The 24150-nt window shown below is 68.9% G+C and carries 21 protein-coding genes and 1 tRNA gene; 14 read left to right on the forward strand and 8 right to left on the reverse strand.

The window, feature by feature from the left end; genetic code table 11:
* The first annotated feature begins 318 nt into the window (after nt 1-318).
* From acs to AC5RTY_RS02200, 3 genes are all read left to right on the forward strand, one after another.
* Complete coding sequence (gene acs / locus AC5RTY_RS02190) at nt 319-2298, forward strand: acetate--CoA ligase (protein WP_494138881.1); 1980 nt, start codon at nt 319-321, stop codon at nt 2296-2298.
* Between the two features lie 138 nt (nt 2299-2436).
* Nucleotides 2437-2889, forward strand: a complete 453-nt coding sequence (gene aroQ / locus AC5RTY_RS02195) for a type II 3-dehydroquinate dehydratase (RefSeq protein WP_494012851.1) — start codon at nt 2437-2439, stop codon at nt 2887-2889.
* A 19-nt stretch (nt 2890-2908) separates the two neighbouring features.
* The gene (locus AC5RTY_RS02200) at nt 2909-4051 is read left to right on the forward strand and encodes a DUF2332 domain-containing protein (protein ID WP_494138882.1); all 1143 of its coding nucleotides are present in this window, start codon (nt 2909-2911) and stop codon (nt 4049-4051) included.
* Here AC5RTY_RS02200 and AC5RTY_RS02205 read toward each other — a convergent pair.
* Nucleotides 4048-5232 carry a MarP family serine protease gene (locus AC5RTY_RS02205; RefSeq protein WP_494001302.1) on the reverse strand — a complete coding sequence of 395 codons (1185 nt, stop codon included), beginning with the start codon at nt 5230-5232 and terminating at the stop codon, nt 4048-4050. The genes AC5RTY_RS02200 and AC5RTY_RS02205 overlap by 4 nt on opposite strands.
* Before the next feature lie 248 nt (nt 5233-5480).
* On the opposite strand from AC5RTY_RS02205, the gene AC5RTY_RS02210 reads away from it, so the two are divergent.
* Nucleotides 5481-6158 carry a Crp/Fnr family transcriptional regulator gene (locus AC5RTY_RS02210; RefSeq protein WP_493966729.1) on the forward strand — a complete coding sequence of 226 codons (678 nt, stop codon included), beginning with the start codon at nt 5481-5483 and terminating at the stop codon, nt 6156-6158.
* Nucleotides 6159-6291: 133 nt separating this feature from the next.
* Here the strand turns inward: AC5RTY_RS02210 and AC5RTY_RS02215 are convergent, their stop codons facing one another.
* The 3 genes from AC5RTY_RS02215 to sp36 are packed head-to-tail and all read right to left on the reverse strand — an operon-like array spanning nt 6292 to nt 7860.
* Nucleotides 6292-7224, reverse strand: coding sequence for an NUDIX hydrolase (locus AC5RTY_RS02215; protein ID WP_494138883.1), 933 nt, complete (start codon nt 7222-7224; stop codon nt 6292-6294).
* Nucleotides 7208-7702, reverse strand: coding sequence for a RidA family protein (locus AC5RTY_RS02220; protein WP_494012854.1), 495 nt, complete (start codon nt 7700-7702; stop codon nt 7208-7210). The genes AC5RTY_RS02215 and AC5RTY_RS02220 overlap by 17 nt, the downstream gene beginning before the upstream one ends.
* A gap of 2 nt (nt 7703-7704) precedes the next feature.
* The gene (gene sp36, locus AC5RTY_RS02225; protein ID WP_493978079.1) at nt 7705-7860 is read right to left on the reverse strand and encodes a Sp36 family protein; all 156 of its coding nucleotides are present in this window, start codon (nt 7858-7860) and stop codon (nt 7705-7707) included.
* A 37-nt stretch (nt 7861-7897) separates the two neighbouring features.
* Here sp36 and AC5RTY_RS02230 point away from each other — a divergent pair, with 37 nt between their 5' ends.
* Together AC5RTY_RS02230 and AC5RTY_RS02235 are read left to right on the forward strand one after the other, a co-directional pair.
* Nucleotides 7898-10198, forward strand: coding sequence for a transglycosylase domain-containing protein (locus AC5RTY_RS02230; protein WP_494138884.1), 2301 nt, complete (start codon nt 7898-7900; stop codon nt 10196-10198).
* Between the two features lie 2 nt (nt 10199-10200).
* Entirely contained in the window at nt 10201-11199 is a 999-nt protein-coding gene (locus AC5RTY_RS02235) for a metallophosphoesterase (RefSeq protein WP_494138885.1), read from the forward strand.
* Between the two features lie 187 nt (nt 11200-11386).
* On the opposite strand, the gene AC5RTY_RS02240 is transcribed toward AC5RTY_RS02235, so the two are convergent.
* The gene (locus AC5RTY_RS02240) at nt 11387-13087 is read right to left on the reverse strand and encodes an HNH endonuclease signature motif containing protein (RefSeq protein WP_494138886.1); all 1701 of its coding nucleotides are present in this window, start codon (nt 13085-13087) and stop codon (nt 11387-11389) included.
* Between the two features lie 140 nt (nt 13088-13227).
* Nucleotides 13228-13878, reverse strand: coding sequence for a nicotinamide mononucleotide transporter (locus AC5RTY_RS02245; RefSeq protein ID WP_494138887.1), 651 nt, complete (start codon nt 13876-13878; stop codon nt 13228-13230).
* Nucleotides 13879-14039: 161 nt separating this feature from the next.
* Between AC5RTY_RS02245 and AC5RTY_RS02250 the strand changes: the two genes are divergently transcribed.
* The 5 genes from AC5RTY_RS02250 to AC5RTY_RS02270 all read left to right on the forward strand — a co-directional run bounded on the left by AC5RTY_RS02250 (nt 14040) and on the right by AC5RTY_RS02270 (nt 19956).
* The gene (locus AC5RTY_RS02250) at nt 14040-15836 is read left to right on the forward strand and encodes an ABC transporter ATP-binding protein (RefSeq protein ID WP_494138888.1); all 1797 of its coding nucleotides are present in this window, start codon (nt 14040-14042) and stop codon (nt 15834-15836) included.
* Entirely contained in the window at nt 15833-17641 is a 1809-nt protein-coding gene (locus AC5RTY_RS02255) for an ABC transporter ATP-binding protein (RefSeq protein WP_494138889.1), read from the forward strand. The genes AC5RTY_RS02250 and AC5RTY_RS02255 overlap by 4 nt, the downstream gene beginning before the upstream one ends.
* Before the next feature lie 153 nt (nt 17642-17794).
* Nucleotides 17795-17871, forward strand: a tRNA-Pro gene (locus AC5RTY_RS02260).
* 119 nt (nt 17872-17990) lie between these two features.
* Complete coding sequence (locus AC5RTY_RS02265) at nt 17991-19148, forward strand: FAD-dependent monooxygenase (RefSeq protein ID WP_494138890.1); 1158 nt, start codon at nt 17991-17993, stop codon at nt 19146-19148.
* 85 nt (nt 19149-19233) lie between these two features.
* Entirely contained in the window at nt 19234-19956 is a 723-nt protein-coding gene (locus AC5RTY_RS02270; RefSeq protein WP_494138891.1) for a hypothetical protein, read from the forward strand.
* On the opposite strand, the gene AC5RTY_RS02275 is transcribed toward AC5RTY_RS02270, so the two are convergent.
* Together AC5RTY_RS02275 and purD are read right to left on the reverse strand one after the other, a co-directional pair.
* Nucleotides 19934-20890 carry a phosphoribosylaminoimidazolesuccinocarboxamide synthase gene (locus tag AC5RTY_RS02275; protein WP_494074003.1) on the reverse strand — a complete coding sequence of 319 codons (957 nt, stop codon included), beginning with the start codon at nt 20888-20890 and terminating at the stop codon, nt 19934-19936. The two genes, AC5RTY_RS02270 and AC5RTY_RS02275, sit on opposite strands and share 23 nt — an antisense overlap.
* Before the next feature lie 11 nt (nt 20891-20901).
* Complete coding sequence (purD, locus tag AC5RTY_RS02280) at nt 20902-22215, reverse strand: phosphoribosylamine--glycine ligase (RefSeq protein ID WP_494138892.1); 1314 nt, start codon at nt 22213-22215, stop codon at nt 20902-20904.
* 66 nt (nt 22216-22281) lie between these two features.
* On the opposite strand from purD, the gene AC5RTY_RS02285 reads away from it, so the two are divergent.
* From AC5RTY_RS02285 to AC5RTY_RS02295, 3 genes are read left to right on the forward strand one after another with little or no spacing between them, the layout of a single operon-like run.
* On the forward strand, nt 22282-23286 hold the full coding sequence (locus AC5RTY_RS02285; protein WP_494138893.1) for an asparaginase: 1005 nt from the start codon (nt 22282-22284) through the stop codon (nt 23284-23286).
* 21 nt (nt 23287-23307) lie between these two features.
* Nucleotides 23308-23670, forward strand: coding sequence for a sterol carrier family protein (locus AC5RTY_RS02290; protein WP_494138894.1), 363 nt, complete (start codon nt 23308-23310; stop codon nt 23668-23670).
* A gap of 10 nt (nt 23671-23680) precedes the next feature.
* Nucleotides 23681-24145 (forward strand): hypothetical protein, encoded by a 465-nt coding sequence (locus tag AC5RTY_RS02295; RefSeq protein ID WP_494138895.1) that lies wholly within the window; start codon nt 23681-23683, stop codon nt 24143-24145.
* Nucleotides 24146-24150 lie beyond the last annotated feature (5 nt).

Genomic DNA, 24150 nt, shown 5'->3' on the forward strand with positions numbered 1-24150 from the left:
CCTCCGGTCGTTTACGGTTGCAGCGCGGGCCGGGCCCGCCGTGGGTCGTTGCGGGTTGCACCGCGGGCTTGGGCCGCCGCGCAACCTTCTGGCGCTGGTCTCAGCGTAGTCAAGGAACCCACCCTTCACTAGCCGGATTCCCGCGGGCGACGGCGCCACCGGGTGCCGTTCACCGCAGATTCACCTCCATTTACATCGTGCAGTGTGACGCTCAACACCGCCGACGGCGCACAAAGGATTAGGCTGGCAAGCAGCAGGTGCGCCCGGCTGACAAGCCGGGGGCACGCCAATGACCCAGCACGACGAAGGGGCCCCCACATGTCTGAAGCCAACGGAACGCAGTCGACCGCCGCCACCGGCGACGCCCTGGAAAACCTGCTCCACGAGAAGCGTAGATTTGCGCCCAGCGCTGAATTCGCCGCCGCAGCCGTAGCCAAACAGGACGTTTACGCGGACGCAGTGGCGGACCGCCCGGCTTTTTGGGCCAAGCAGGCCCGCGAGGTCCTCTCGTGGGACACGGACTTCACCCGGGCGCTGGACTGGTCGGACGCCCCGTTTGCCAAGTGGTTCGTCGGCGGCGAGCTGAACGCGGCCTACAACGCGCTGGACCGGCATGTGGAGAACGGGCTGGGCGACCGGGTGGCGATCCACTTCGAAGGCGAGCCCGGCGACACCCGCACGTACACCTACGCCCAGTTGACCGAGGAAGTGAAGAAGGCCGCCAACGCCTTCGAATCCCTCGGCGTGGCCAAGGGCGACCGGGTCGCCGTCTACCTGCCGATGATCCCGGAGGCCGTGATCACCATGCTGGCCTGCGCCCGGATCGGGGCGGTGCACTCGGTGGTGTTCGGCGGCTTCTCCGCCGACGCGCTGCGCTCCCGCGTCGACGACGCCGAGGCCAAACTGGTGGTCACCGCCGACGGCACTTGGCGCCGCGGCAAGCCGTCGCCGCTGAAGCCCGCCGTGGACGAGGCCCTCACCACCCCCGGCCACACGGTGACCAACGTGGTGGTGGTCAAGCGCAACGGCGAGCCGGTGGACTGGCACGAGGGTCGCGATGTGTGGTGGGCGGACACGGTGGAGACCGCCTCGGCCGAGCACACGGCGGTGCCGCACGATGCCGAGCACCCGCTGTTCATCCTCTACACCTCCGGCACGACCGGGAAGCCCAAGGGCATCCTGCACACCACCGGCGGCTACCTGACGCAGTGCGCCTACACGCACAAGGTGGTGTTCGACCTGAAGCCGGAGACGGACGTGTTCTGGTGCACCGCGGACATCGGCTGGGTCACCGGCCACTCCTACGTCACCTACGCCCCGCTGATCAACGGCGCCACCCAGGTGATGTACGAGGGCACCCCCGATTCCCCGCACCAGGGCCGCTGGTGGGAGATCGTGGAAAAGTACAAGGTCTCCATCCTCTACACCGCCCCGACGGCGATCCGCACCATGATGAAGTGGGGCGAGGAGATCCCGGCCAAATACGACCTGTCCTCCATCCGGGTGCTCGGTTCGGTCGGCGAACCCATCAACCCGGAGGCCTGGATGTGGTACCGCCGGGTCATCGGCGGCGACAAGGCACCGATCGTGGACACTTGGTGGCAGACCGAAACCGGTGCGCACATGATCGCCCCGCTGCCCGGAATCACCGCCGCCAAGCCCGGTTCCGCGCAGGTGGCGATCCCCGGCATCGCCGTCGACGTCGTGGACGAACTTGGCGACTCCGTCCCGGACGGCCACGGCGGCTACCTGGTGATCCGCGAGCCCTGGCCGGCCATGCTGCGCGGCATCTGGGGCGACCCGGAACGGTTCAAGGAAACCTACTGGTCCCGCTTCGAGAACATGTACTTCGCCGGCGACGGCGCCAAGAAGGACGAGGACGGCGACATCTGGCTGCTCGGCCGGGTCGACGACGTCATGAACGTCTCCGGCCACCGCCTCTCCACCACCGAAATCGAGTCGGCGCTGGTCTCCCATCCCGCCGTCGCCGAGGCCGCCGTCGTCGGCGCCAAGGACGAAACAACCGGCGAGGCTGTCGTGGCGTTCGTCATCCTGAGAGGAGGCGCGGCGGAAGACCCGGACATCGTCGCCACGCTCCGCGCCCACGTCGGCAAGGAAATCGGACCCATCGCCAAGCCGCGCACCATCCTGGTGGTGCCGGAACTTCCCAAGACCCGCTCCGGCAAGATCATGCGCCGCCTGCTCAAGGACGTGGCCGAAGGACGCGAGGTCGGCGACGCCACCACCCTGGCGGACAACACCGTCATGCAGCAGATCGCGACCTCGCTGAAGGCCTGACGCCCGGACAGTCGGCTGAATGCCGTGGCCCTCCCGCCCCCTGGCGGCGGGCGGGCCACGGCATCACACCGCGAGGCCAGGACGCCCCGCTGGAACAGGTCAGCTCCCCCGAGACGCGATTGAGGCATAGTAAAAGGCATGACTGCAGATATCCCCGGCACCCGCCGCGTCCTGATCCTCAACGGCCCCAACCTGAACCTGCTGGGCACGCGGGAACCGGACGTCTACGGCACCGCCACGCTGGCCGACGTCGAGCGGCTCGCCACCGACGCCGCGGCCGCCCGCGGCTGGACCGCCGAGTGCGTGCAGTCCAATCATGAAGGGGAGCTGATCGACGCGGTCCACGCCGCCCGCGGCACGGCCGATGCGATCGTCATCAATCCCGGCGGCTACAGCCACACGTCGGTGGCACTGCGCGACGCCCTCTCCGGCGTGGCCCTCCCGGTGGTCGAAGTGCACATCAGCAACATCCACCGGCGTGAAGAGTTCCGCCACCACTCCTACATCTCCGGCATCGCGGACGCCGTCATCGCCGGCGCGGGCATCACCGGCTACCGGCTGGCGGTCGAATACCTCGCCGAGGCCCTGTAGCGGAACGGCCGCGGCGACGATGGGTGGGCAGCGAGGGGACACCGCCGGCTGGTACCGGAACTTCGGGGTGCACGAGGCCGCCGGCCAGTCCCCGGTTTACGTCGAATGGGCTTTGGGCATCAGCGACGATCCCGAGGTCCTGGCGCTGATCGACGCCCTGCCCGCGTCGAAGCGCCAGCCCAACCTGATCCTGGCGGCCGCGCGCTCCCTTGGTGCCGGCGCGACGGAGTACGCGGCCTTCCGAGACTTCCTGCTGTCGCGGTGGGACGCGGTCCGGGAGGTGGCTCTGGCCCGCACCACGCAGACCAATGAACCCGGCCGCTGCGCCGTGTTCCTGCCGCCCCTGGCGGCCATCGCCGCCTCCGAAGCCAAGCCGCTGGCGCTGATCGAGGTGGGCGCCTCGGCGGGGCTGTTGCTCTACCCCGACCTGTACCGCTACCAGTACGACGCCGGTGCGGTCCTCGCGCCGCGGTCCTCGCCTGCCGCCCGGGCCGGAGCGGATGCCTCGTCCGCCGGCGCGGAAACGTCGTCCTCCCGGGCCGGCGCGGAAACGGCGTCCTCCAGGGCCGGGGCGCAAGCCGCGTCCGCCGGCGGTGAAGCGCAGCCTCCGCTGCTGGAATGCTCCACCTCCGGCCGGCCGCCGCTGCCCGAGTCGTTGCCCGAAGTCGGCTGGCGCGCCGGAATCGACCTGAATCCGCTGGACATTAACGATGCCGACGACGTCGCCTGGCTCGAGGCCCTGATCTGGCCGGGGCAGGAGTTCCGCGTCCGTCGGCTGCACCAGGCCATCGAGGTTGCCCGCCGCACACCGGCCCGGCTGGTGGCCGGCGACCTGACCGAGCAGCTGCCGGCACTGGTGGCCCGGGCGCCCGGGGATGCCGCCGTCGTCGTCTTCCATTCGGCAGTGCTGGCCTACCTGCCCGAGCCGGACCGTCGGCGGTTCCGCACCCTGGTGGAGGGGCTCATCCGTGAGCGGGGCGTGCACTGGCTCGCGCACGAAGGTCCCGGCGTGATGCCGCTGCCGGATGGTGACTCCGGCATTCCCGGCTTGGACGACCGGACCCGCCGGGGCCGCTTCCTGCTCTCGCACAACGGGCGGCCCGTGGCGGTCAGCGGCCCGCACGGCCAGTTTCTGGACTGGCTACCGCAGGAGAGCCGCTAGCGGGTCACGCATTGGCCGGCGGAGATCGTCTCCTGATAACCGAGGGCTGCGTCGACGACCGGCTGGACCTCCGCCAGGGTCAGGGCGTAGCCCACCGGCACGTCCTCCGTGGACTTGGCGAAGACCACGCCGGCCACGTTTCCGTCCGCATCAAGCAAAGGTCCGCCGGAATTGCCCTGCTGCACGTTCGCCGCCAGTGTGTAGACCTCGAGCGATGACGGGTCCGCACCGTAAATGTTCTGCACCAGCACCTGCGAACGGCCCTGCACGGTGGCCGGCTTGCTCTGGAAGGGACCGCCGGCCGGGTAGCCCTGGAACGCCGCCAGGTCGCCTTCAGACAGTTCGCCCGCCAGCGGCAGCGGCCGCACGTCCAACCCGTCCACGGCCAGGACGGCCAGGTCGCGCACCGGGTCGAAGAACACGACCCGTCCGGGCAGCACCCGGCCGTCGGGGATCTCCACCACCGGTTCGTTGACGCCGGCCACCACGTGGGCGTTGGTCAGCACGCGGTCCGGGGCCACCGCAAAGCCGGACCCGGTCTGGTTCTGCCCGCATTGGAAGGCCGTCCCCGCGATCCGCAGCACGGAGGCCGCCGCCTCGTTCAGGGCCGCGGTATCGGTGCTGGCATCGGGAACCGGCGCCGACTCCTGCGGCACCTGCGGGTCGAGGACCAGCGGGATGCCGTCCGCAACAACGATCGAGCGCACCTGCGCCGCCCACGCCTTCACCGGATCCGGGGTGAGGTTTTCGATCGACGCGATCACCTTGGACGCGGCTATCTGCTGCGAGATGAACGGCACGCCCATGGTGCCCAGGCTGAACGCCAGCATGGAGATCACCAGCGCGGTCACGGCGAGATTCATCAAGCCGCCCAGCAGCCGGTCCAGCGGCCGCAGCGGCGGGAAGTCCATCCGGCGCCGGATGGCCGCGCCGATACCCGTTCCCAGGGCGTGCCCGAGCACCACGAGCAACATGGCCACGGCAATGGCTGCGGTCAGCCGCCAGGCGCTGTCGGGGACCCATTCACTGACCAGGGGGATGGCGAAGAAGGCTGCCACCGCTCCCAGGGCGATGCCGGCAATGCCGCCGAGGGTGAGCAGGAACCCCTTGCGCAGACCTGAGACCAGGTACGCCAAGAGGATCAGCAGCAGGACAACGTCCAGGATGGTCAGGCCGAAAATCACTCATTCTCCGTTGCGGTGGGATGTGCATCAGTCTAGGCGGTCCGCCCGCGGGAATTATTAACCGCCGTTACGGGTTGTCACCTCCGGCAGCCCGTGCCGGTGCTCGATGCCGCGCTTTCCTCCTCTGGGAGCGAAAAGCCTTGTGGAAGATGTCACACGGGCTTTACATACGGCAAAATGGAGAACAGTGCCCCCACGGGAGAGCAGCTTGAACCCCAGCCGAACAGTACTAACTTGGAGAATTCATGGACGTAGAGATCCTTCGCCGCGCACCTCTTTTTGCCACTCTTGACGACGACGTTTTCGCCGCGCTGACCGACGAGCTGACCGAGGTCGACTTGTCCCGCGGCGCATCGGTGTTCCGCGAAGGTGACCAGGGCGACCAGCTCTACTTCATCGTCTCCGGCAAGATCAAGCTGGGCCGCACCGCTGCCGACGGCCGCGAGAACCTGGTGGCCATCCTCGGCCCGGGCGAACTCTTCGGTGAGATGGCCCTCTTCGACCCGAGCCCGCGCAGCACCTCCGCGACCGCCGTCTCCGAGACCCGCCTCGCCGGGCTCAAGAACGAGAACCTGCGCGGCCTGCTGGAGACCCGCCCCGAGGTGTCGGCGCAGCTGCTGCAGGCTTTGGCCCGCCGCCTCCGCCGCACCAATGACTCGCTGGCCGACCTGGTCTTCTCCGACGTTCCCGGCCGCGTAGCCAAGGCCCTGCTGGACCTTGCCGACCGCTTCGGCCGCCCCGCCACGGACGGCATCCTGGTGGCACACGAACTGACGCAGGAAGAGCTGGCCCAGCTGGTCGGCGCCTCCCGCGAAACCGTCAACAAGGCGCTGGCCGAGTTCGTTCAGCGCGGCTGGCTGCGCCTGGAAGCGCGCGCGGTAGTCATCCTGGACATCCAGCGGCTGCGCCAGCGTTCGCGCTGATCTTCGCCACATAAGTACGACGGCGGGGGCTCACCGATGGTGGGCCCCCGCCGTCGTGGTGGCTTGAAATGGTGGGTGCCGTCGGCCGTCCGGCGCGGGCCGTCGGGGCTGGGGTCCCTGTTGGCGGAGCGGCTCAGCGTCCCCGCGGGGCGGCACCGCCTTCGGTGGCCGCGTTGGCCGCGACCTGCAGCATGGGCACGCCGTCAACCTGGATCAGTTCCGGGTGGTAGAGCCGCTGCGGGCGCTTGTGCGAGAGGTAGGCGATGCAGCCGCGGGCGCCGGCGATCTTCTCCACGATGATTTCCACCGCGGGCGAGGTCACCTCGCTGAACGTCAACCCGCGGGTGTCGGGCTGGTCAACCAGATCGCCCAGTGTCGTGGTCGTCCTCCCCGCCACGAGCTCCTGCGCCGGCAGCCAGGAGGCCCACACGCCCTTGCTTTCCAGCAGGGACGGCCGTTGATTGGCCGGCTGGGCCGCAGCGAAGTAGCGCGTGTCGAAGCGGCGATGGGCAAAATCGGGGCTGAGCCAGTGGGCCACGGCTTTGAGCAAGTCGGTACGGACGCCGAGTCCGCGCTTGCCGAGCGCTTCGCCGAAGGACACCTCCTGGGCGGCGACGGCCTCGCGGGTCCGCATCCAGTCGGCGCCGGAGGTGGACTCCGGCAGGGTGGATTCATCCGGACCGGCCAGCAACACGCCGGTTTCCTCGAACAGCTCGCGGATGGCCCCCACGACGTGGGCGTGGGCCAGGCGGTGGTCGTCCAGCCCGAGCATCTCGGCCCATTTGTTCGGCGAGGGGCCGTACCAGGTCACCGGGTCGCCGTCGCTCTCCTCCACGCTGCCGCCGGGAAAGGCCACCGTGCCCAGCGGAGAGGAGCCCGACCGGTAGCCGAGGAACGTTTCCGTGCCGGCCGCGCCGTCCCGAACGAGGACGACCGAGGAGGCCATCCGGGGCTTGCGCGGCGTACGTTCCCCGTGGTGGAACCAGCTGTGGGCCGCGCCCAGCTGGTCCGGTACCACGGGGAAGAGCCGCTGCTCCTCGCGCAGCGGACTAGCTGAATTCGGCAATCAGTTCTACCTCGACCGGCGAATCCAGCGGCAGCACGGCCACGCCGACGGCGGACCGGGCATGCGCGCCGGCCTCGCCGAGGACCTGCCCCAGCAGCTCGGAGGCGCCGTTGATCACGCCCGGCTGGCCGGTGAATGCCGGATCGGAGGCCACGAAACCGACGACCTTGACCACCCGGGTGATCCGGTCCAGGTCACCGATGACGCTCTTGACCGCTGCCAGGGCATTCACGGCGGCCGTCGCGGCGAGGTTTTTCGCCTCGTCGGCACTGACCAGGCCGGCACCGTCGCCCACCTTGCCGGCGGCCGGAAGTTCGCCGTTGACGAACGGCAGTTGCCCGGAGGTGTACACATAATTCCCGGAGACGACCGCCGGGACGTAGGCGGCCACCGGAGCTGCCACGTCCGGCAGGGACAGTCCCAAGCCGGCCAGCCGCTCTTCGACGGTGGACTTCCGGGCTTCAGTGGTTTCCGTCATGGCTACTGCTTCTCCCGCTTCAAATAGGCGACCGGATTGGTTCCGTTCGGGCCGGGGAACACCTGGACGAGCTCCCAGCCGTCCTCCCCCCACTGGTCAAGAATCTGCTTGGTCGCGTGGATAATGAGCGGAATTGTCGCGTATTCCCATTTGGTCATAACTCAAAGGGTAGCGCTTGCTTGTAAACTGAACCCCATGGCCGCTCGCAAATCCCCCTTCTTCGACACTGCGACCACCCTAGGCAAAGTTGTTGGCTTCCTGGGTATCAGTGCGCTCTGCGGCGTGCTCGCAGCCGGTCTGCTGGTTCCGGCCGCAGCCGTGGCCGGTGTCGGGGCAACCTCATCGATCGAATACTTCGACCAATTGCCGGACGAACTGCAGACGCAGCCGCTGTCCCAGCCGTCGCGGATCCTCTCCGCCGACGGCAAGCTGATTGCCACGTTCTACGCCGAAAACCGCGTCCCGGTGACCCTGGACAAGGTCTCCCAGCACATGCAGGACGCCATCATCTCCATCGAGGACGTTCGTTTCTACGAACATAACGGTGTGGACCCCCAAGGCATCATGCGCGCCGCGGTGACGAACATGGCCGGCGGGGACCTGCAGGGCGCGTCGACGCTGACCATGCAGTATGTGAACAACGTGCTGATCGACGCCGGCGCTTCCGCGGGCAAGGGGGCCGAAGAGCTGACCATCAGCGGCACCAAGGACATCGGCGACAAGCTGCGCGAGGCGAAGCTGGCCATCGCCGTCGAAAAGGAATTCAGCAAGGAAGAGATCCTGCAGGGCTACCTGAACATCGTGTTGTTCAGCGGCCAGGTGTACGGCATTGAAGCCGCTGCGAAGACCTTTTTCGGCGTTCCGGCCGCCAAGCTGAACATCCAGCAGTCGGCCATGCTGGCCGGCATGGTGCAGTCGCCCAACTACTTCAATCCGGTGAACAACCCGGAAGCCACGGTGGAACGCCGCAATACGGTGCTGGCGGCCATGCGTAACGCGGGAAAGATTACCCAGGCGGAGTACGACGAAGCCGTTGCCAGCGATCTGGGCTTGAATCTCAAGCCGGTACGTTCCGGCTGTGTCGCGGCAAACTTCGCCGACTACTTCTGCAGCTACGTGCAGCACGCCATCATGCAGTCCGACGCGTTCGGTGCGGACTCCACCGAACGGGCGAAGCTTTTGGCCCGCGGCGGCCTCACCATCAAGACGACGCTCGACTCCCGCCTCCAGAAGGAAGGCCAGAAGCAGATCGAGCAGGAAGTCCCGGTGGGCGACGAGTCCGGCGTCGGCTCGTCCATGGTCTCGATTGAACCGGGCACCGGCAACATCCTGATGATGGCCCAGAACACCAACTACAGCCCCGAAGACGGCGCGGCCAATACGGAGCTGAACTACAACGTCGACGCCGATATGGGCGGCGGCAACGGCTGGCAGCCTGGCTCCACGATGAAGCCCTACACCATGGTCGCCTGGCTCGAAGCGGGCAAGGCGCTCAACGCGTCGGTCGACGCGCGCCGGACGGAGTACCCGGCGCAGTACAACTGGAACGCGAGCTGCCTGCCCCCGGACGCGTGGTTCAGTGAGTGGGACTTCCAGAATGCGCTGCCAGGTTTCGAGCGGACCATGACCGCCAGCCAGGGCCTGACGTGGTCGATCAACTCCGCTACCGCAGCCATGGCCGCGCAGCTGGACCTCTGCGACATCCGGGATGCGGCAACGCGCCTCGGCGTCCGGACGGCGACGGACAAGGAACCGATCAGCATTGAGCACCCGTCCTTCATCATCGGCACGACCAACGTGTCCCCGATGACGATGGCGGCTTCGTTCGCGGCGTTCGCCAGCGGCGGCGTGTACTGCAAGCCGATCGCGCTGACCTCCGTGACGGACGCCCAGGGCAACAAGTACGAGGTGCCGAAGAAGTCCTGCGAACGGGCGATCTCGGAGGAAGTAGCTGCTGCCGTCAGCGTCCCGCTGGAGAACCTGGTCAACCTGCAGCTGGGAGGAATCCATCCGATTGGTGTTCCCGCCGCTGTCAAGACCGGCACGACCGACAAGTCTGAGTACACCTGGACGGTGGGTTACACTAAGGGCATCTCCACTGCTTCCTGGGTGGGCAACCCTCATGCCTACAAATCGATCAACAACATCCCCATCAACGGCGTGACGCGCGACTACGTGGACGGTGCGACCATTGCCGGCGGGCAGTGGACCGATTACATGGAGAAGGTCGCCGGCCTGTACAAGACGGGCGAGTTCGGCTCCGCGCCGAGCAGCATGATGTATCCGCCCCGACCGGTCCAGACCCCGGCACCCGCCGAGTCGAACAACAACTCGAATTCCAGCAACAGCAGCGACGACGGGGATTCGGGCGGCGGCTCCGGTGACTCCGGCGGTTCCGGTGACTCCGGCGATTCCGGCAACGGAAACGGCGGAGGCAACGGCAACGGCGGGGGTAACGGAAACGGCGGAGGCAACGGCGGAGGAGGCAACGACTAACCGTGGACACTGACTTGTTGCGGGCACGGCTCCGGACCGCAGGCACGCTGGCCCTGGGGGCCACGGCTGCGGGCGGGGCCGCGCTCGTCTACGGCTCCGTTATCGAGCGGAACCTCTTCAAGGTCCGCGAAGAAACGCTGCCCATCCTGCCCGCCGGACGAGGCCCTCTGAGGATCCTGCACCTGTCCGACATCCACATGACTCCCGGGCAGACGCTGAAGCAGAGGTGGCTGCGGCAGCTGGCGTCGCTGGAACCGGACCTGGTGGTCAACACCGGCGATAACCTCAGCCATCATCAGGCGGTGCAGCCCCTGCTGGACTCGCTGGCACCGCTCATGGATGTTCCGGGCGTGTTCGTCCCGGGCTCCAACGATTACTACTCCCCGGTGATGAAGAACCCGTTCTCCTACCTCACCGGCCCCTCCACTCAGCCCAAGGACTACGCGGAGCGTGAACTGCCCTGGCGGGAGATGCATGCGGCTTTCGGCACCGCGGGCTGGATCGACTTGACCAACCGGCACCAGTCGGTGGTGGTGGACCGGGTGCGGCTGGACTTCACGGGGGTTGACGATCCGCACCTGCAGCGCGACCAATATTCGGGTTTCCCCAACGGTTCGACATCCGCCGATGAGGCCGCATTTCTGCGGATCGCGGTTGCCCACGCTCCGTACCAGCGGGTGCTGGACCGGTTCACTGCCGACGACGCCGACCTGATGCTGGCCGGGCATACCCATGGTGGCCAGGTCCGCTTACCCGGCTACGGGGCCTTGACCAGCAACTGCGATCTGCCCACGTGGCGCGCCCGGGGGCTGACGTACTGGGAGCACGAGGGGCGTAGCGTCCCGTTGAACGTGTCGGCCGGGTTGGGAACGTCGCGTCTGGCTCCGGTGCGCTTCGCCTGCCGCCCGGAGGCTGTGCTGCTGACACTGACACCGGCTAATCCGGCCGGCGAAGTCCCTGCCGAAGGCCGCCCCACCGGGCCCGGCCCCGGGCTCAGCTGAGCACAGAAGCACGCTGTGCGGCTGGTCTCACACCAGCTCTGACCTTCTTCTCTGCAGCCCACTAATGCATCGTTAAATGCGCCCCGTGTGCCCGCCCGCTAAGACTTCCTCAGCAGCGCCCTGCGCGCCCGCCCGCTGAGACTTCCTCAGATGTGCCCTGTGCGCCCGCCCGCGCCGAATCGCTAGGTCAGGCTAGGAGTGGTTGGGGTGGGACGTGGGTGTGCCAGTAGGAGTTGCGCAGCGGTTTGCGGCGCGGGTCGATGTAGTCCGGCGGGGTGAACCAGGGGATGCCGTCGACGACGTTGATGTCCCAGTTGCCTTGCTCGATCAGGTCGTGGTGGAGCAGGCAGAGGCACACCCCGTTGTTGACGTCGGTGCGGCCGCCGGCCCACCACGGGATGATGTGATGGGCTTCGGTCCAGAACGCGGGCATGCTGCACCCGGGGAAGGCGCAGCCCTTGTCCCGGGCGACCAGGGCCCGGCGGATGGCGCGGTTGAAGAACCGTTGGGACCGGCCCAGGTCCAGGATCTCGCCCTCGGATCCCAGGACCGCCGGGATGATCTCGGCGTCGCAGGCCATCCGGCGGACCGTGGTGGCCGAGACCGGGCCGGTGAAGACCGCGCTGCCGCCGCCGGAGAGCAGCCCGGCCAGCTGCTCGTACCCGGTGGTGACGATCACTTGGGTGCGGTGCCCGCCCGAGTCCGGAAGCCTGGCGGTGTTCAGCGCGATCCGGCACGCCCCGACCAGGCCCGCGAGCAGCTTCTGCGCCCGGGTGGCGTCATCCATCGCCTCCACCACGGCCGAATCCACTGCCCCGCGGCCATCAGCCCGTGCAGACGCAGCATCTTCTGCCGCGGTCATTTCAGGGCCGGCAGCGTCAGTGCCTGCATCGGTGTTTCCCCCGGTGCCGGCGCCGGCGGATCCTGCCGTGTCACCTTCTGTTCCGCCGTTGGCGGCGGCTTCGATGGCGTCGGGGCGGATCCTTGGGTTCGCGGCGCTGTTCATCACGGTGGCGAGGGCTTCGTACTGGGCGTCGGTGGTGTTGATGACGAACTGGTGCAGCCCGCGGCGCCGGCCGCGGTAGAACATGCCCTGCCGGGCCCGCAGTTCCTCCTCGGACGGTTCGGCACCGTCCTGGTCGACGACGGTTTCCCACGCTCTGGCCACCATCACCAGGGTGTCCGCATCGGCGTCCACGGCCTGCCGGACCAGCGACGCTTCCATCGCCTGCAACGCCTCCGGGCTACCGGCGTGGCGGGCCCGGTCCAGGGAATCGACCACCAGGGCCGCGGACTGGCCGCTGACCTCACCGCCGGCCATGGCCTCGGCCAAGACCGGCAGCGCCGGCGCACCCGGTTCCCCGTTCAACCGCACCGGCGCGGTGATCGCCTTGCCGACCCGCAGCCGGCGCCGCGCCTCGACAATCCCGATTCCCAGCCGGGAGCGCAGATACTCCGCCGTGTTCGCGAACTCCGTCTTGCGGCGGCGCCGCACCCGCTTGGACCCGGACCCCTCCGGGGCCGCTGCGTCCACGCCGCCGGTGCTGATCGCCGCCGCCGGGTCCGCCCACTCCCCCGCCCCCGCGGTGCCCGACGCGGCGGCACCGGGCTCTGCGCCGGCCCCGGCGCTTGCTCCGAGTCCTGACACCGTTGCATGTTCCCCGTTGGCGGCGATGTCCGCCCGCTCCACCGCGTGGGCGCCGACGGCCTGCAGGAACTCCACGAGCTTCGAAGCACCCTCGACCGCCGCCACCGTGTTGGCCAGGTCCCGGGTAGACAGGGACGACAACTCAACGGGGAAGCGGTCGGCGACATCCTGCAGCAGGACACACGCCTGGTCCAGAGATGCTTCCATCTCCCCGGTGCGTTCCAACGGTGCAAGAGCCATACCACGATTTTATTCGTACACAGATTCGATAGCCATCAAAAGGGCCCAGTGTGTAGGAGTAGTGCCCGAGGGCCGCGGTCCAAGCCGAAGCACAATGCTGGGGGAAGCACGGCGCCAAGCCGAAGGACGGCGCCGCGATGCTACGTCGAAGCGGTCGTCTCCGCGTGCGCCTCGCGCCATTTGGACCAGCCGTACAGACTCAAAATTCCCAGCAGGACGGTGAACACGATGGCGTCAAGTGCAAAGAGGACCTGCGGGTTTGCGTTCGCTGCCAGTCTGGTCAGCCCCATCAGCGAGAGGGCGACGCCGATCCACCACGCTTCGATAACGCCGCGCGCGAGACCGAGGTACAGCAGCGGAGTCAGGAGGCTAACGACCGCCGCTTCAACAATCGCCCATGGGTCCGCCATGTGCATCAGCATCATGGGCAGCACGTCGATGCCGAAGAACAGCAGGACGAGCACGATCAGCCCGGCCGCGGCCAGCCAGTCGGACCGCTCTACCGGGTGGACCGGAACCCCGCCGGTCGCCCGCTGTCGGCGCGACCGCCGGCCCCATCGCCACCGCCACCATCCGTAGGCGGCCACCGCAGGCAACATCAGGACGGCCAGGCTAAATGCGCCAGCCACGCCCATCAACACCATGGACAGGACCGGTTCCGCCAGCAGCACCAGCCAGCCGGCCGGTTTCCGCAGCACCAAGAGCAGGACGCCGGCCACCCGCAGCAGCGGAAAGAGCATTGACATCCACAGGAACACCCCGAAGCCGTTCGCGACGTCCGTCAGATCCATGCCCGCCCCCGTTGGTGAATGGTTCCGCACAGCCTAGCAAGCATCGGTTTCCCAACGCGTCGGCTCGGCCCGGGCCAACAGTGACCAGCACCTCAATGCGGTCGCTAGGATAGTTGCTGCAGTACACGAAGCCCTCCGAACCACTGCAACGAATCGACCACATGACTGAGTTATCCCTTTGGCGCTCGATCGCCCGGCTCAAACACTATGTCCGGCCCATCCTCCCCCGGCTGATCCTGGGATTCTTCAGCGCCCTCGGCGCCAGCCTGGTGGCACTGGCCATTCCCCAGGTCTTGCGCGGCCTGGTGGACACCATCCATACCGGCGGCCGCCCCTCGGAAGTTTGGGGCCCCGCCGTCGTCATTGCGGTGCTGGGCGTGGCCGAGGCAGGCCTGGTGTACTTGCGGCGCGTGTTCGTGATCGCGCCCGCCACGGACGTGGAGATGGGCATGCGCACCAGCTTCTACCGGCACGTGCAGCATCTGCCGGCCGCCTTCCATGACCGCTGGGGCTCGGGCCAGCTGCTTTCCCGCTCCATGGCGGACCTGGGCCTGATCCGGCGTTGGCTGGCGTTCGGCTCCCTCATGCTGGTGGTCTCCTTCGTGACGGTGGTCGCGGGGCTGGCGCTGATGTTCGCGCTGAACCAGTTGCTGGGACTGATCTTCCTGGCCGCCGCCGTGCCCCTCGTCTGGCAGGGGTTCCGCTTCCGTACCGCGTTCGGCGCTTCCTCCCGGCTGAGCCAGGACCAGGCGGGCGACCTCGCCACCACCGTGGAGGAATCGGTGCACGGGATCCGGGTGCTCAAGGCCTTCGGCCGCGGCAAGTACGCGCTGGAGAACTTCCACGGCCAGGCCGAAGAACTGCGTCAGACCGAACTGGCCAAGGCCCGCACGCTGTCCAAGTTCCTCGCTACCGTCGTGTCACTGCCCGATCTGGTGCTGGGCGCCGCGTTGGTCATCGGCATCATGCAGGTCTCCGGCGGGCACATGACCGTGGGCGACCTGGTCGCCTTCTTTGCCACCGCCGCCGTGGTGGCCGGTCCGGTGGAAGCGATCGGTTCCCTGATGGGCATGACGCTGACGGCGAAGACCGCCCTGGACCGGCACTTCGACGTGATGGATACGAAGAACACCATCATCGACCCGGACGTTCCCGCACCGGCCGGCCCCGTGCGCGGGGAACTGCGCCTGTCCAACGTAGTCTTCCGCTATCCCGACGCCGCCGCGGACGCGGCCCCGGTTCTCGACGGCGTGGACCTGCACGTGCGCGCGGGTGAAACCCTGGCGCTGGTAGGGGTCACCGGCTCGGGCAAGAGCACCCTGCTGCAGCTGATTCCCCGGCTGTACGACGTCACCTCCGGCGCCGTGTTACTGGACGGTACGGATATCCGTCATCTCCCGCTGGCCGAGCTGCGCGCCCGCGTGTCGGTGGCCTTCGAGGACTCCACGCTGTTCTCCACCTCGGTCCGCGACAACGTGCTGCTCGGTGCCCGCCCGGGCCGCGAAGATCCCGAAATCCTCCTCTCGCGGGCGCTCGAGGTGGCGCAGGCCGGGTTCGCCTATGACCTGCCGCAGGGCGTGGACACGCGGATCGGCGAGGAAGGACTGAGCCTGTCCGGCGGGCAGCGGCAGCGGATCGCCCTGGCCAGGGCCATCGCCGCGCAACCGGCCGTGCTGGTGCTGGACGACCCGCTCTCGGCCCTGGACGTGCGGACCGAAGAAGCGGTGACGCAGCGGCTGCGGGAAGAACTGCGCGGCACCACCACCGTGATCGTGGCCCACCGGCCCTCCACCGTGGCGCTGGCCGACAGGGTGGCGTTGCTGCAGGACGGCCAAATTACGGCGGTCGGCAGCCACTCGGAGCTGCTGCGCAGCAGCACACACTACCGGTACGTGATCGCCTCGCTGGTGGCCGAGCCCACGGTTGAAGACGTCCTGGACGCAAAGGAAGCCCGATGAGTTCCATGACCGGGGTCGCCGGCGAAGACAACATCAACCTGGACCAAACCGACCGCAGAGCCGTCAGGCGGCGCTCCCTGCGGCTGCTGGGCGAACTGGTGTCCCCGCACAAGCGGCTGTTCGCGCTATCCATCGTGCTGGTGGTGGCCAGCAACGCCGCCCGGGCGGCCGGTCCTGTGCTGGTGGCCTTCGGTATCAACAATGCGCTGCCGGCCTTCACCGGCGGCGACACCATGCCCCTGGCGCTGGTCGGCGCCGCCTACGCCGCCGTCGCAATCGCCGGTGGATCCCTGCTGGCGGCCTACATCTACGTCACCGCCCGGCTCAGCCAGGCCATGCTGCTGGCCCTGCGGGTCCGGGTCTTCCGGCACACCCAACGGCTGAGCCTGGAGTTCCACGAAACCTACACCTCCGGCCGGATCATCTCCCGGCAGACATCAGACCTGGAGGCGCTGCGGGAACTGCTGGACAACGGCGTCACCCAGCTGACCTCCGGCGTGATGTTCATGCTCTTCACCGCCATCAGCATCGCCGGACTGGACTGGAAGAGCGGGCTGATCATCCTGGTCGCCGCCATACCCATCGCCTTCGTCACCCGGTGGTACCAAAAGGGCTCCGAGCTCGCCAACCGCGCCTCCCGGGTGGTGTCGGCCCGGCTGATCGTGCACTTTGTGGAAACCATGACCGGCATCCGGGCCGTCAAGGCCTTCCGCCGCGAGCACGACAACTCCGACCGCTACAACGAGCTGGCCGCCGACTACCGCGGCGCGACCCTGCGGAACATCAGGTACTTCGGCGTGCTCCAGCCGGTGCTGAACGGCGTCGGCAACCTGACCGTGGCCGTGGTGCTGTTGATCGGCGGCTTCCGGGTGCTTGACGGCGATCTTGCCATCGGCACCCTGGTCGCGGTGCTGCTGGCCACCAAGCAGGTCTTCCGCCCCACAGAACAGATCGCCATGTTCTATAGCTCCTTCCAGTCCGCGGCCTCCGCGCTGGAGAAGGTCTCCGGGCTGCTGGAAGAAGAACCAACCATCGTCCCCCCGGACCGCCCGGTCCCGCTCAAGGACGCCCGCGGGGCAATCCGGTTCAGCGATGCCGTCTTCGGCTACGGCGACGGGCGGGTGGTGCTGCCCAGGCTGAACCTGGACATTCCCGCCGGCCAGACCGTCGCCGTCGTCGGGCAAACCGGGGCCGGCAAGTCCACCGTGGCCAAACTGATCGCCCGCTTCTATGACCTGACCTCCGGGTCGCTCACCCTGGACGGGATCGAGCTGCGGCAGCTGTCCAACGAAGACCTGCGCCGCGCCGTCGTGATGGTCACGCAGGAAGCGTTCCTGTTCAGCGGCAGCGTCGCGGAGAACATCGCCCTGGGCAACCCGGAGGCCAGCCGAGCGCAGATCGAGGACGCCGCCCGGGCCGTCGGCGCCCACGAGTTCATCCTGTCTCTGCCCGAGGGCTACGACACCGACGTGAACAAGCGCGGCGGCCGCGTCTCGGCCGGCCAGCGGCAGCTCATCTCCTTCGCGCGCGCGTTCCTGGCCGACCCGGCGGTGCTGATCCTGGACGAAGCCACCGCGTCGCTGGACATACCCAGCGAGCGCCAGGTCCAGGAGGGGCTGCAGACGCTGCTGGGCAACCGCACGGCACTGATCATCGCGCACCGGCTTTCCACCGTCGAGATCGCCGACCGGGTGCTGGTCATCCACGAGGGCCGGGTGGTCGAGGATGGGCCGCCGGCGGAACTGATCGCCGGCGACGGCCGCTTCGCCCAACTGCACGCCGCGTGGAAGGACTCGCTGGTCTGACCGGGGCCGGGTCTGACCGAGGCCTAGCCGGGCCGCGTCCGGTCTGACCGAGGCCTGCCCGGGCCCTCGCCGATTTCTCCTTTGGGGGCTGTCTCCGCTATCCTTGAACAGTTGCTTTCGCGGCCGTCACGACGACGGCGGGGGCGACGGTATCGGGGTGTGGCGCAGCTTGGTAGCGCGCGTCGTTCGGGACGACGAGGTCGCAGGTTCAAATCCTGTCACCCCGACCAATCACCGGGAACTCCCGCTGCTCTTCGGAGCGGCGGGAGTTCTTGCTTTTCCGCTCCCGGAACCGGTTTGTACCGGACGAAAGTTGTGAACCCGGCCCAAAAGCGGGAAGTATGGACCCATGGGGTCTCTGCAGCGCTCGGCGCTCATCGTAGGGGCCGGAATCGGCGGGCTCGCCACTGCGCGGGCCTTGCAACGAACCGGCTGGAAAGTCCACGTGGTCGAACGCGCCGGAACGCTGCAGCAGCTGGGCACCGGGCTGACGATCTGGGCCAACGGGACGCGCGCCCTGCAGCGGCTCGGCGTGCTGGACGCCTTTGAAGAGGCCTCCCTCCCGGTCGGCGGCAGCTCGCACGACCAGTTCGGCAACGTGGTGTCCACGTTCAGCAGCGACGACCTCCGGCAGCGCTACGGCCACCCGCTGCGTTCCATCCACCGCTCGGACCTCACCACGCTGCTGAACGACTCGCTCTACGTCAACACGGTGCATCTGGGTTTGCAGGCGGTGAAGTTCCGGCGCGATCAGCACGGCGGGACGGTCACGCTGAACAACGGCGGCTCCCTGCACGCGGACCTGGTGGTCGGCGCCGACGGCCTGCGCTCGCTGGTCCGCCACGACCTAATCGGCGACGGCGCCCCGCGGGCCTCCGGCATCACCGCCATGCGCGCGGTCTGCCCGATCGGCGACCTCGATCCGGGCTGGCTGCCCTGGGGCGAGTCCTGGGGCAACGGGGAGGTCTTCGGCATGATCCCGCTGCCGGGCGGCCTCATTTACTGGTACGCCACCATGCCCAACCACGTGCTGGCGCAGGACGACGAGGTCCTCTGGCGCACCCTGGCCCTGCAGCGCTTCGAGGGCTGGCACCCGGCCGTCCGGGCGGTCATCGGCGCCACCAAGAGCCAGGACATCATGGCGCACGAACTGTTCGACCGGAAACCCGCCGCCGTCTGGTCCGGCAGCCACGCCACCCTCGTGGGCGACGCCGCGCACCCCATGCTGCCGTTCCTCGGCCAAGGCGCAAGCCAGGCCCTCGAGGACGCGGTCGCGCTGGCCGGCGCGCTGAACGCCGACTGGAACATCACCACGGCCCTGCGCAACTACGAACGGGCGCGGGGCCCGCGCACGGCCAAGGTGGTCGAGCGCTCGCGCAAGATGGCGGCCATGGCACGGCAGCAGAAGCCGTGGAAGCAGAAGCTCCAGCGGACGGTGATGAGCAAGGCGCCGCAGGCCCTGGTCTTCAAGCAGTTGGACGACGTCGTCGGCCGCGTCGACAAGTGAGCCGTAGGCGCCGCCTCGCCCTCACCATTGACTCTGCCCGCGCCCCGTATTGGAATGGAAGATAACTCCGTCAGCAGGGGTGCCGATGTTCCTCGCAGAGTTCGCGCAGCTGGCCGTCGCCACGGCCGTGCTGGCTGCCGTGGTTTTCCTGACCTCCTACACGGTGGAACGCGGCCTGCGCCGCCGCCCCGATCCGGACACCGCGTTCTGGTACTGCTTCTCCGGGCTGTGCTGCGCCCTGGCCGTGGTGCTCGCCGCCGCGGCCGTCTTCCCGTCCGCCGTGCCGCTCTGGCTGCTGCTCGCTGCCGGCTGCGCCGCGCCCGCCGTCTGGCGGATCAGCCGTACGGCCGCCGCCGCCATCCGCTACCAGGACAGCCGGGACTGGCATGAAGCCGCGGCCCGGCATGACGGCCTCCGGTCCCGCTGGCTGGCCTATGAACTGGATCCGGCGCTGGCCATCGATTACCCGGACATGTCGGACGTCTCGCGCCCGGCCACCGCTGCCATGCTCCGCGCCCTGAAACGTGCGGACGCGCTGCGTTCCCTAGGTCCGGCCGACGACGGCGGTGCCGGCGGCTATCCCGCGGCCGTCGCCGAAGCCGCGGCCCGGCTGGCGGCCGCCGAGCTCGCGGCCGGCCGCCTCCCGGAAACCGCTCCCGGCTCCCCCGCGGGCCCGGCCGGGCTGCCGGCCGGCCCTCTGCCGGCCAGCGGGCTGCCGGCCGGCCCTCTGCCCGACCCCATGGGCGCGGCCGGGAGCACCCGGCCCGGCCCCGCGCCGCTGCCGATCAGGCGAACGTCCGCCCGGTGAGCCGTTCGTAGGCTTCGACGTAACGCGCCCTCGTCTTCTGCACGATGTCCTCCGGCAGGGCGGGCGGCGGGGCGTCCGAGTTCTTGTCCCAGCCGGAGGCGGGCGACGTCAGCCAGTCGCGCACGAACTGCTTGTCGAACGACGGCTGCGCCCGGCCCGGCTCGTAGGTGTCCGCGTCCCAGAACCGCGAGGAGTCGGGGGTCAGCACCTCGTCGCCGAGCGTGATCTCCCCCGTCGTGGGATCGACGCCAAACTCAACCTTGGTGTCAGCCAGGATGATTCCCCGCTCCCGGGCGATGGCTTCGGCGCGCGTATAGATCTGCAGCGTCTTATCGCGCAGCCGGGCCGCGGTCTCCGCCCCGACGGTCTGGACCACCGCGTCGTAGGTGATGTTCTCGTCGTGCTCGCCCACCTCGGCCTTGGCCGAGGGGGTGAAGATGGCGGGCTCCAGGCGGGAGCCGTCCACCAGGCCGGCGGGCAGCGGCAACCCGCACACGGTCCGGGATTGCCGGTACTCGGCGAGGCCGGACCCGGTGAGGTAGCCGCGGGCGATGCATTCCACCGGGTACATGTCCAGTTTCTTGCAGACCATCGCCCGGCCGGCGACCGCGTCGGGCACCTCGGTGGACACCACGTGGTGCGCCACCGGGTTGTCCCCTTGGGCGAGCTGTTCGAACCACCACAGGCTCAGCTGGGTGAGGATCCGTCCCTTGTCCGGGATCTCGCTGGACAGCACGTGGTCGTAGGCGCTGATCCGGTCGCTCGCCACCACCAGCACGGTGTCGTTGCGCCGGTCCAACAGGCCTTCGGCGGCGATGTCGTCGCTGGCCGTTTCCACCTGCTGCGGGGCGGCCGGGACGTACAGGTCGCGGACCTTGCCGGAGTAGACGTGCTTCCAGCCGGGCAGTTCGAGTACTTCGGGGGCAAATGCCATGGTTGACGTCCTCAGTCTCTCTGTGCGCCGGCCCGGGAGTTCGTGCCGGACGCGGGCACCTTGATCTTGCCCTCGGCCGCCAGCAGGGCAATGTCGCTGCGGTACTGCGCCCCCTCCAGGCTGATGGCGTCGATGCCCTCGTAGGCACGTTCGCGGGCTTCCACCAGGTCTTCACCCAGGGCGACGACGGCGAGCACCCGCCCGCCGGCGCTGACCACCTTGCCGTTCCCGTCCAGGGCGGTCCCGGCATGGATCACGTGCACGTCGGTCAAGGCATTGGCCTTCTTCAGGCCGCGGATCCGATCCCCGGTGCGCGGAGTTCCCGGGTAATTCTCTGCCGCCAGCACCACCGTGACGGCGGACCGCCTGGACCAGACCAACTGTTCGGTGTCGTCCAATTCCCCCTTGGCGGCCGCCAGCAGCAGCCCGCCCAGCGGTGTGCGCAGCCGGGCCAGTACCGCCTGGGTTTCCGGGTCCCCGAAGCGGGCGTTGAATTCGATCACCCGCAGGCCGCGGCCGGTCACGGCCAGCCCGCAGAACAGCACGCCCACGAACGGGGTGCCGCGGTGGGCCATCTCGCGGATGGTCGGCAGCGCGACGCGGTCCATGACTTCGTCCACGAAACCGGGCGGCAGCCAGGTCAGCGGCGTGTAGGCGCCCATGCCGCCGGTGTTCGGGCCCTCGTCGCCGTCGAAAATCCGCTTGAAATCCTGCGCCGGTACCAGAGGGATGGCGCGTTCGCCGTCGGAAATCACAAACAGGGAGACTTCCGGGCCGTCGAGGAATTCCTCGATGACCACGGAACCGCCGGCGTCGAAGCAGGCCTGGGCGTGCGCCAGGGCGGCATCGCGGTCTTCGGTCACCACCACGCCCTTGCCGGCCGCCAGCCCGTCGTCCTTGACCACGTAGGGGGCCCCGAACGAATCCAGGGCCTCGGCCGCCTCGTCGGCGTTGGTGGCAACATGCGCCATGGCGGTGGGCACGTTCGCCGCGGCCATGACCTGCTTGGCGAAGGCCTTGGAGCCTTCGAGCCTGGCCGCTTCCTTGCTGGGGCCGAACACCGGGATCCCCGCCGCGCGCAACGGGTCGGCCACGCCGGCGGCCAGCGGGGCCTCCGGGCCCACCACCACCAGGTCGGACTCCAGCCGCCGGGCCAGCTCGGTCACCGCCGCCGGGTCGCCCGCATCCACCTGGTGCGTGGGCACCAGCTGCGCGATGCCGGCGTTGCCGGGGGCGGCGTGCACCTCGGTGACAAAGGGATCGGCCAGCAGGGAACGGATTATTGCGTGCTCGCGGCCGCCGGGGCCGATCACAAGTACCTTCACAAGGAACTAGCCTACTGGTCGCGGGGCGGAGCCTCGAAGTTGTTGCACCGGCCCTAAACTAAGTCCATGCCCGAGACATTCAAAGCCGCGGACGCCGTGGAACTGGCCGTCGTTGAACGCAACGGTTTCATCGAGTCCCGCCATCTGGGCTCCGCGGTGGTCATGGCCGCCGACGGCACCGTGGTGACCGAACTCGGCGACATCACCGCACCGATCTTCCCGCGTTCAACCCTCAAGCCGTTCCAGGCCCTGGCCGCCATGCAGTCCGGCGTCCCGCTGCGCGGCGACCAGGTGGCCCTGGCCTGCGCCAGCCATGTGGGGTCGCTGGAGCACATGGACGTGGTGGAGGGCATGCTCAAGGCCGCCGGCCTGACCGACGCCGATCTGCGCTGCCCGCCGGCCTGGCCGCAGGACGAGCAGGCGCGCGGCTGGCTGGTCCGCACCGAACGCGGCCAGCAGCGGCTGTCCTTCAACTGCTCCGGCAAGCACGCCGCCTTCCTCTGGGCCTGCGTGGAGAACGGCTGGAACACCCACACCTACCTGGAGCCGAACCACCCCCTCCAGCGCCGCGTGATGGAGGTCATCGAGGAGTACGCCGAAGAAAAGATCGAGCACATCGCCGTCGACGGCTGCGGCGCCCCGGCACCCGCGCTGTCGTTGACCGGACTGGCCCGCGCCGTCGGGAAGCTGGCGAAGGCGCCCGCGGACAAGAACGCCGATGCCCGCGCCGCCACCATCGCCACCGCCATGCTGGACTACCCGTGGGCGGTGCACGGCTGGGGCCAGGAAAACACCGTGGTGATGGAGCACCTGGGGGTCGTTGCCAAGTCCGGCGCCGAGGGCGTGATGGTGATGGCCACGCCCAACGGCGTCTCGGTGGCGGTGAAGATCCTGGACGGCAGTGGCCGCGCCGGTTCCCTGATCGCGCTGACCCTGCTGGCCGCCTGCGGCGCCGTCGACGTGGAGAAGGTGGGCCAGGTGCTGGAGGACGTGGTCAAGCCCGTCCTCGGCGGCGGCCACCCGGTCGGCAGGCTGCGGCTGGCACCGCCCATGGTCGCGCTGCTGGACTGAGCCCCGGAAGGACCTTAATCGATGGGAGTACGACGCCGGATCCCGGCTCCGGAGGGCGACGCCGCCGTGGGTGCGTGGCGCGGCGGCGCCACGGACCGGAAGACCACTGCCACGGCGGTGCGGTACGCGTTGGAGGAACTGGCCGAGCGTGCCCCCGGCAACAGCGTGGAGGTGCGGGTGCCGCCGTTCGGCGTCGCCCAGTGCATCCAGGGCCCCCGGCACACCCGGGGCACACCGCCGAACGTAGTGGAAACCGACCCCGCCACTTGGCTTGCCCTGGTGACGGGGGCGCTCGGATGGGACACCGCCATCGCCGAGGGCAGGGTCGCTGCCTCCGGGCTGCGGGCCGAACTGGCGGACAAGCTGCCGCTCTTCGCCCGGTAGGCTGGATCGTATGACTTCTGAGCAAGAACCGGCTCGCGACCGCAGACCCATCGAGCCGGAGCGCCGCGACGTCACCGTTCGCCGGGCGCCGAAGTACGCGCCCTTCATCGCCGTCTGGGCCGTGCTGGGCGTCGTGCTGGCCGCCGTGTCTGCCTACACCGGGCCGGAGAACGCGGAGTTCACGCGCGGCACCGTTTTCGCCTTCCTGGCCGTGCTGTTCAGCCTGGCCGGCATCCTGGTGGGATCGCTCCTGTTCCTGCTCATCGACCGGGCCAGCGTCAAGCGCGCGAAGCACGTGACGGCAGTTGCCGAACCCGAGCAGGAAGACTCCGCGGACTCCGCCGCGGACCCGGGCCCCGCCGGCCTCCCGGAGACGCCCGGTGAACGGCGCGGGAGCACCGCCGTTCCCCGCGACCCGGACGGCGAAACCGGGGGCGCAACCGAAGGCGGGACCGAGGGCGAACGCCAGGCGTAACCTGC

The organism is Arthrobacter sp. Y3224055, assembly GCF_059090825.1.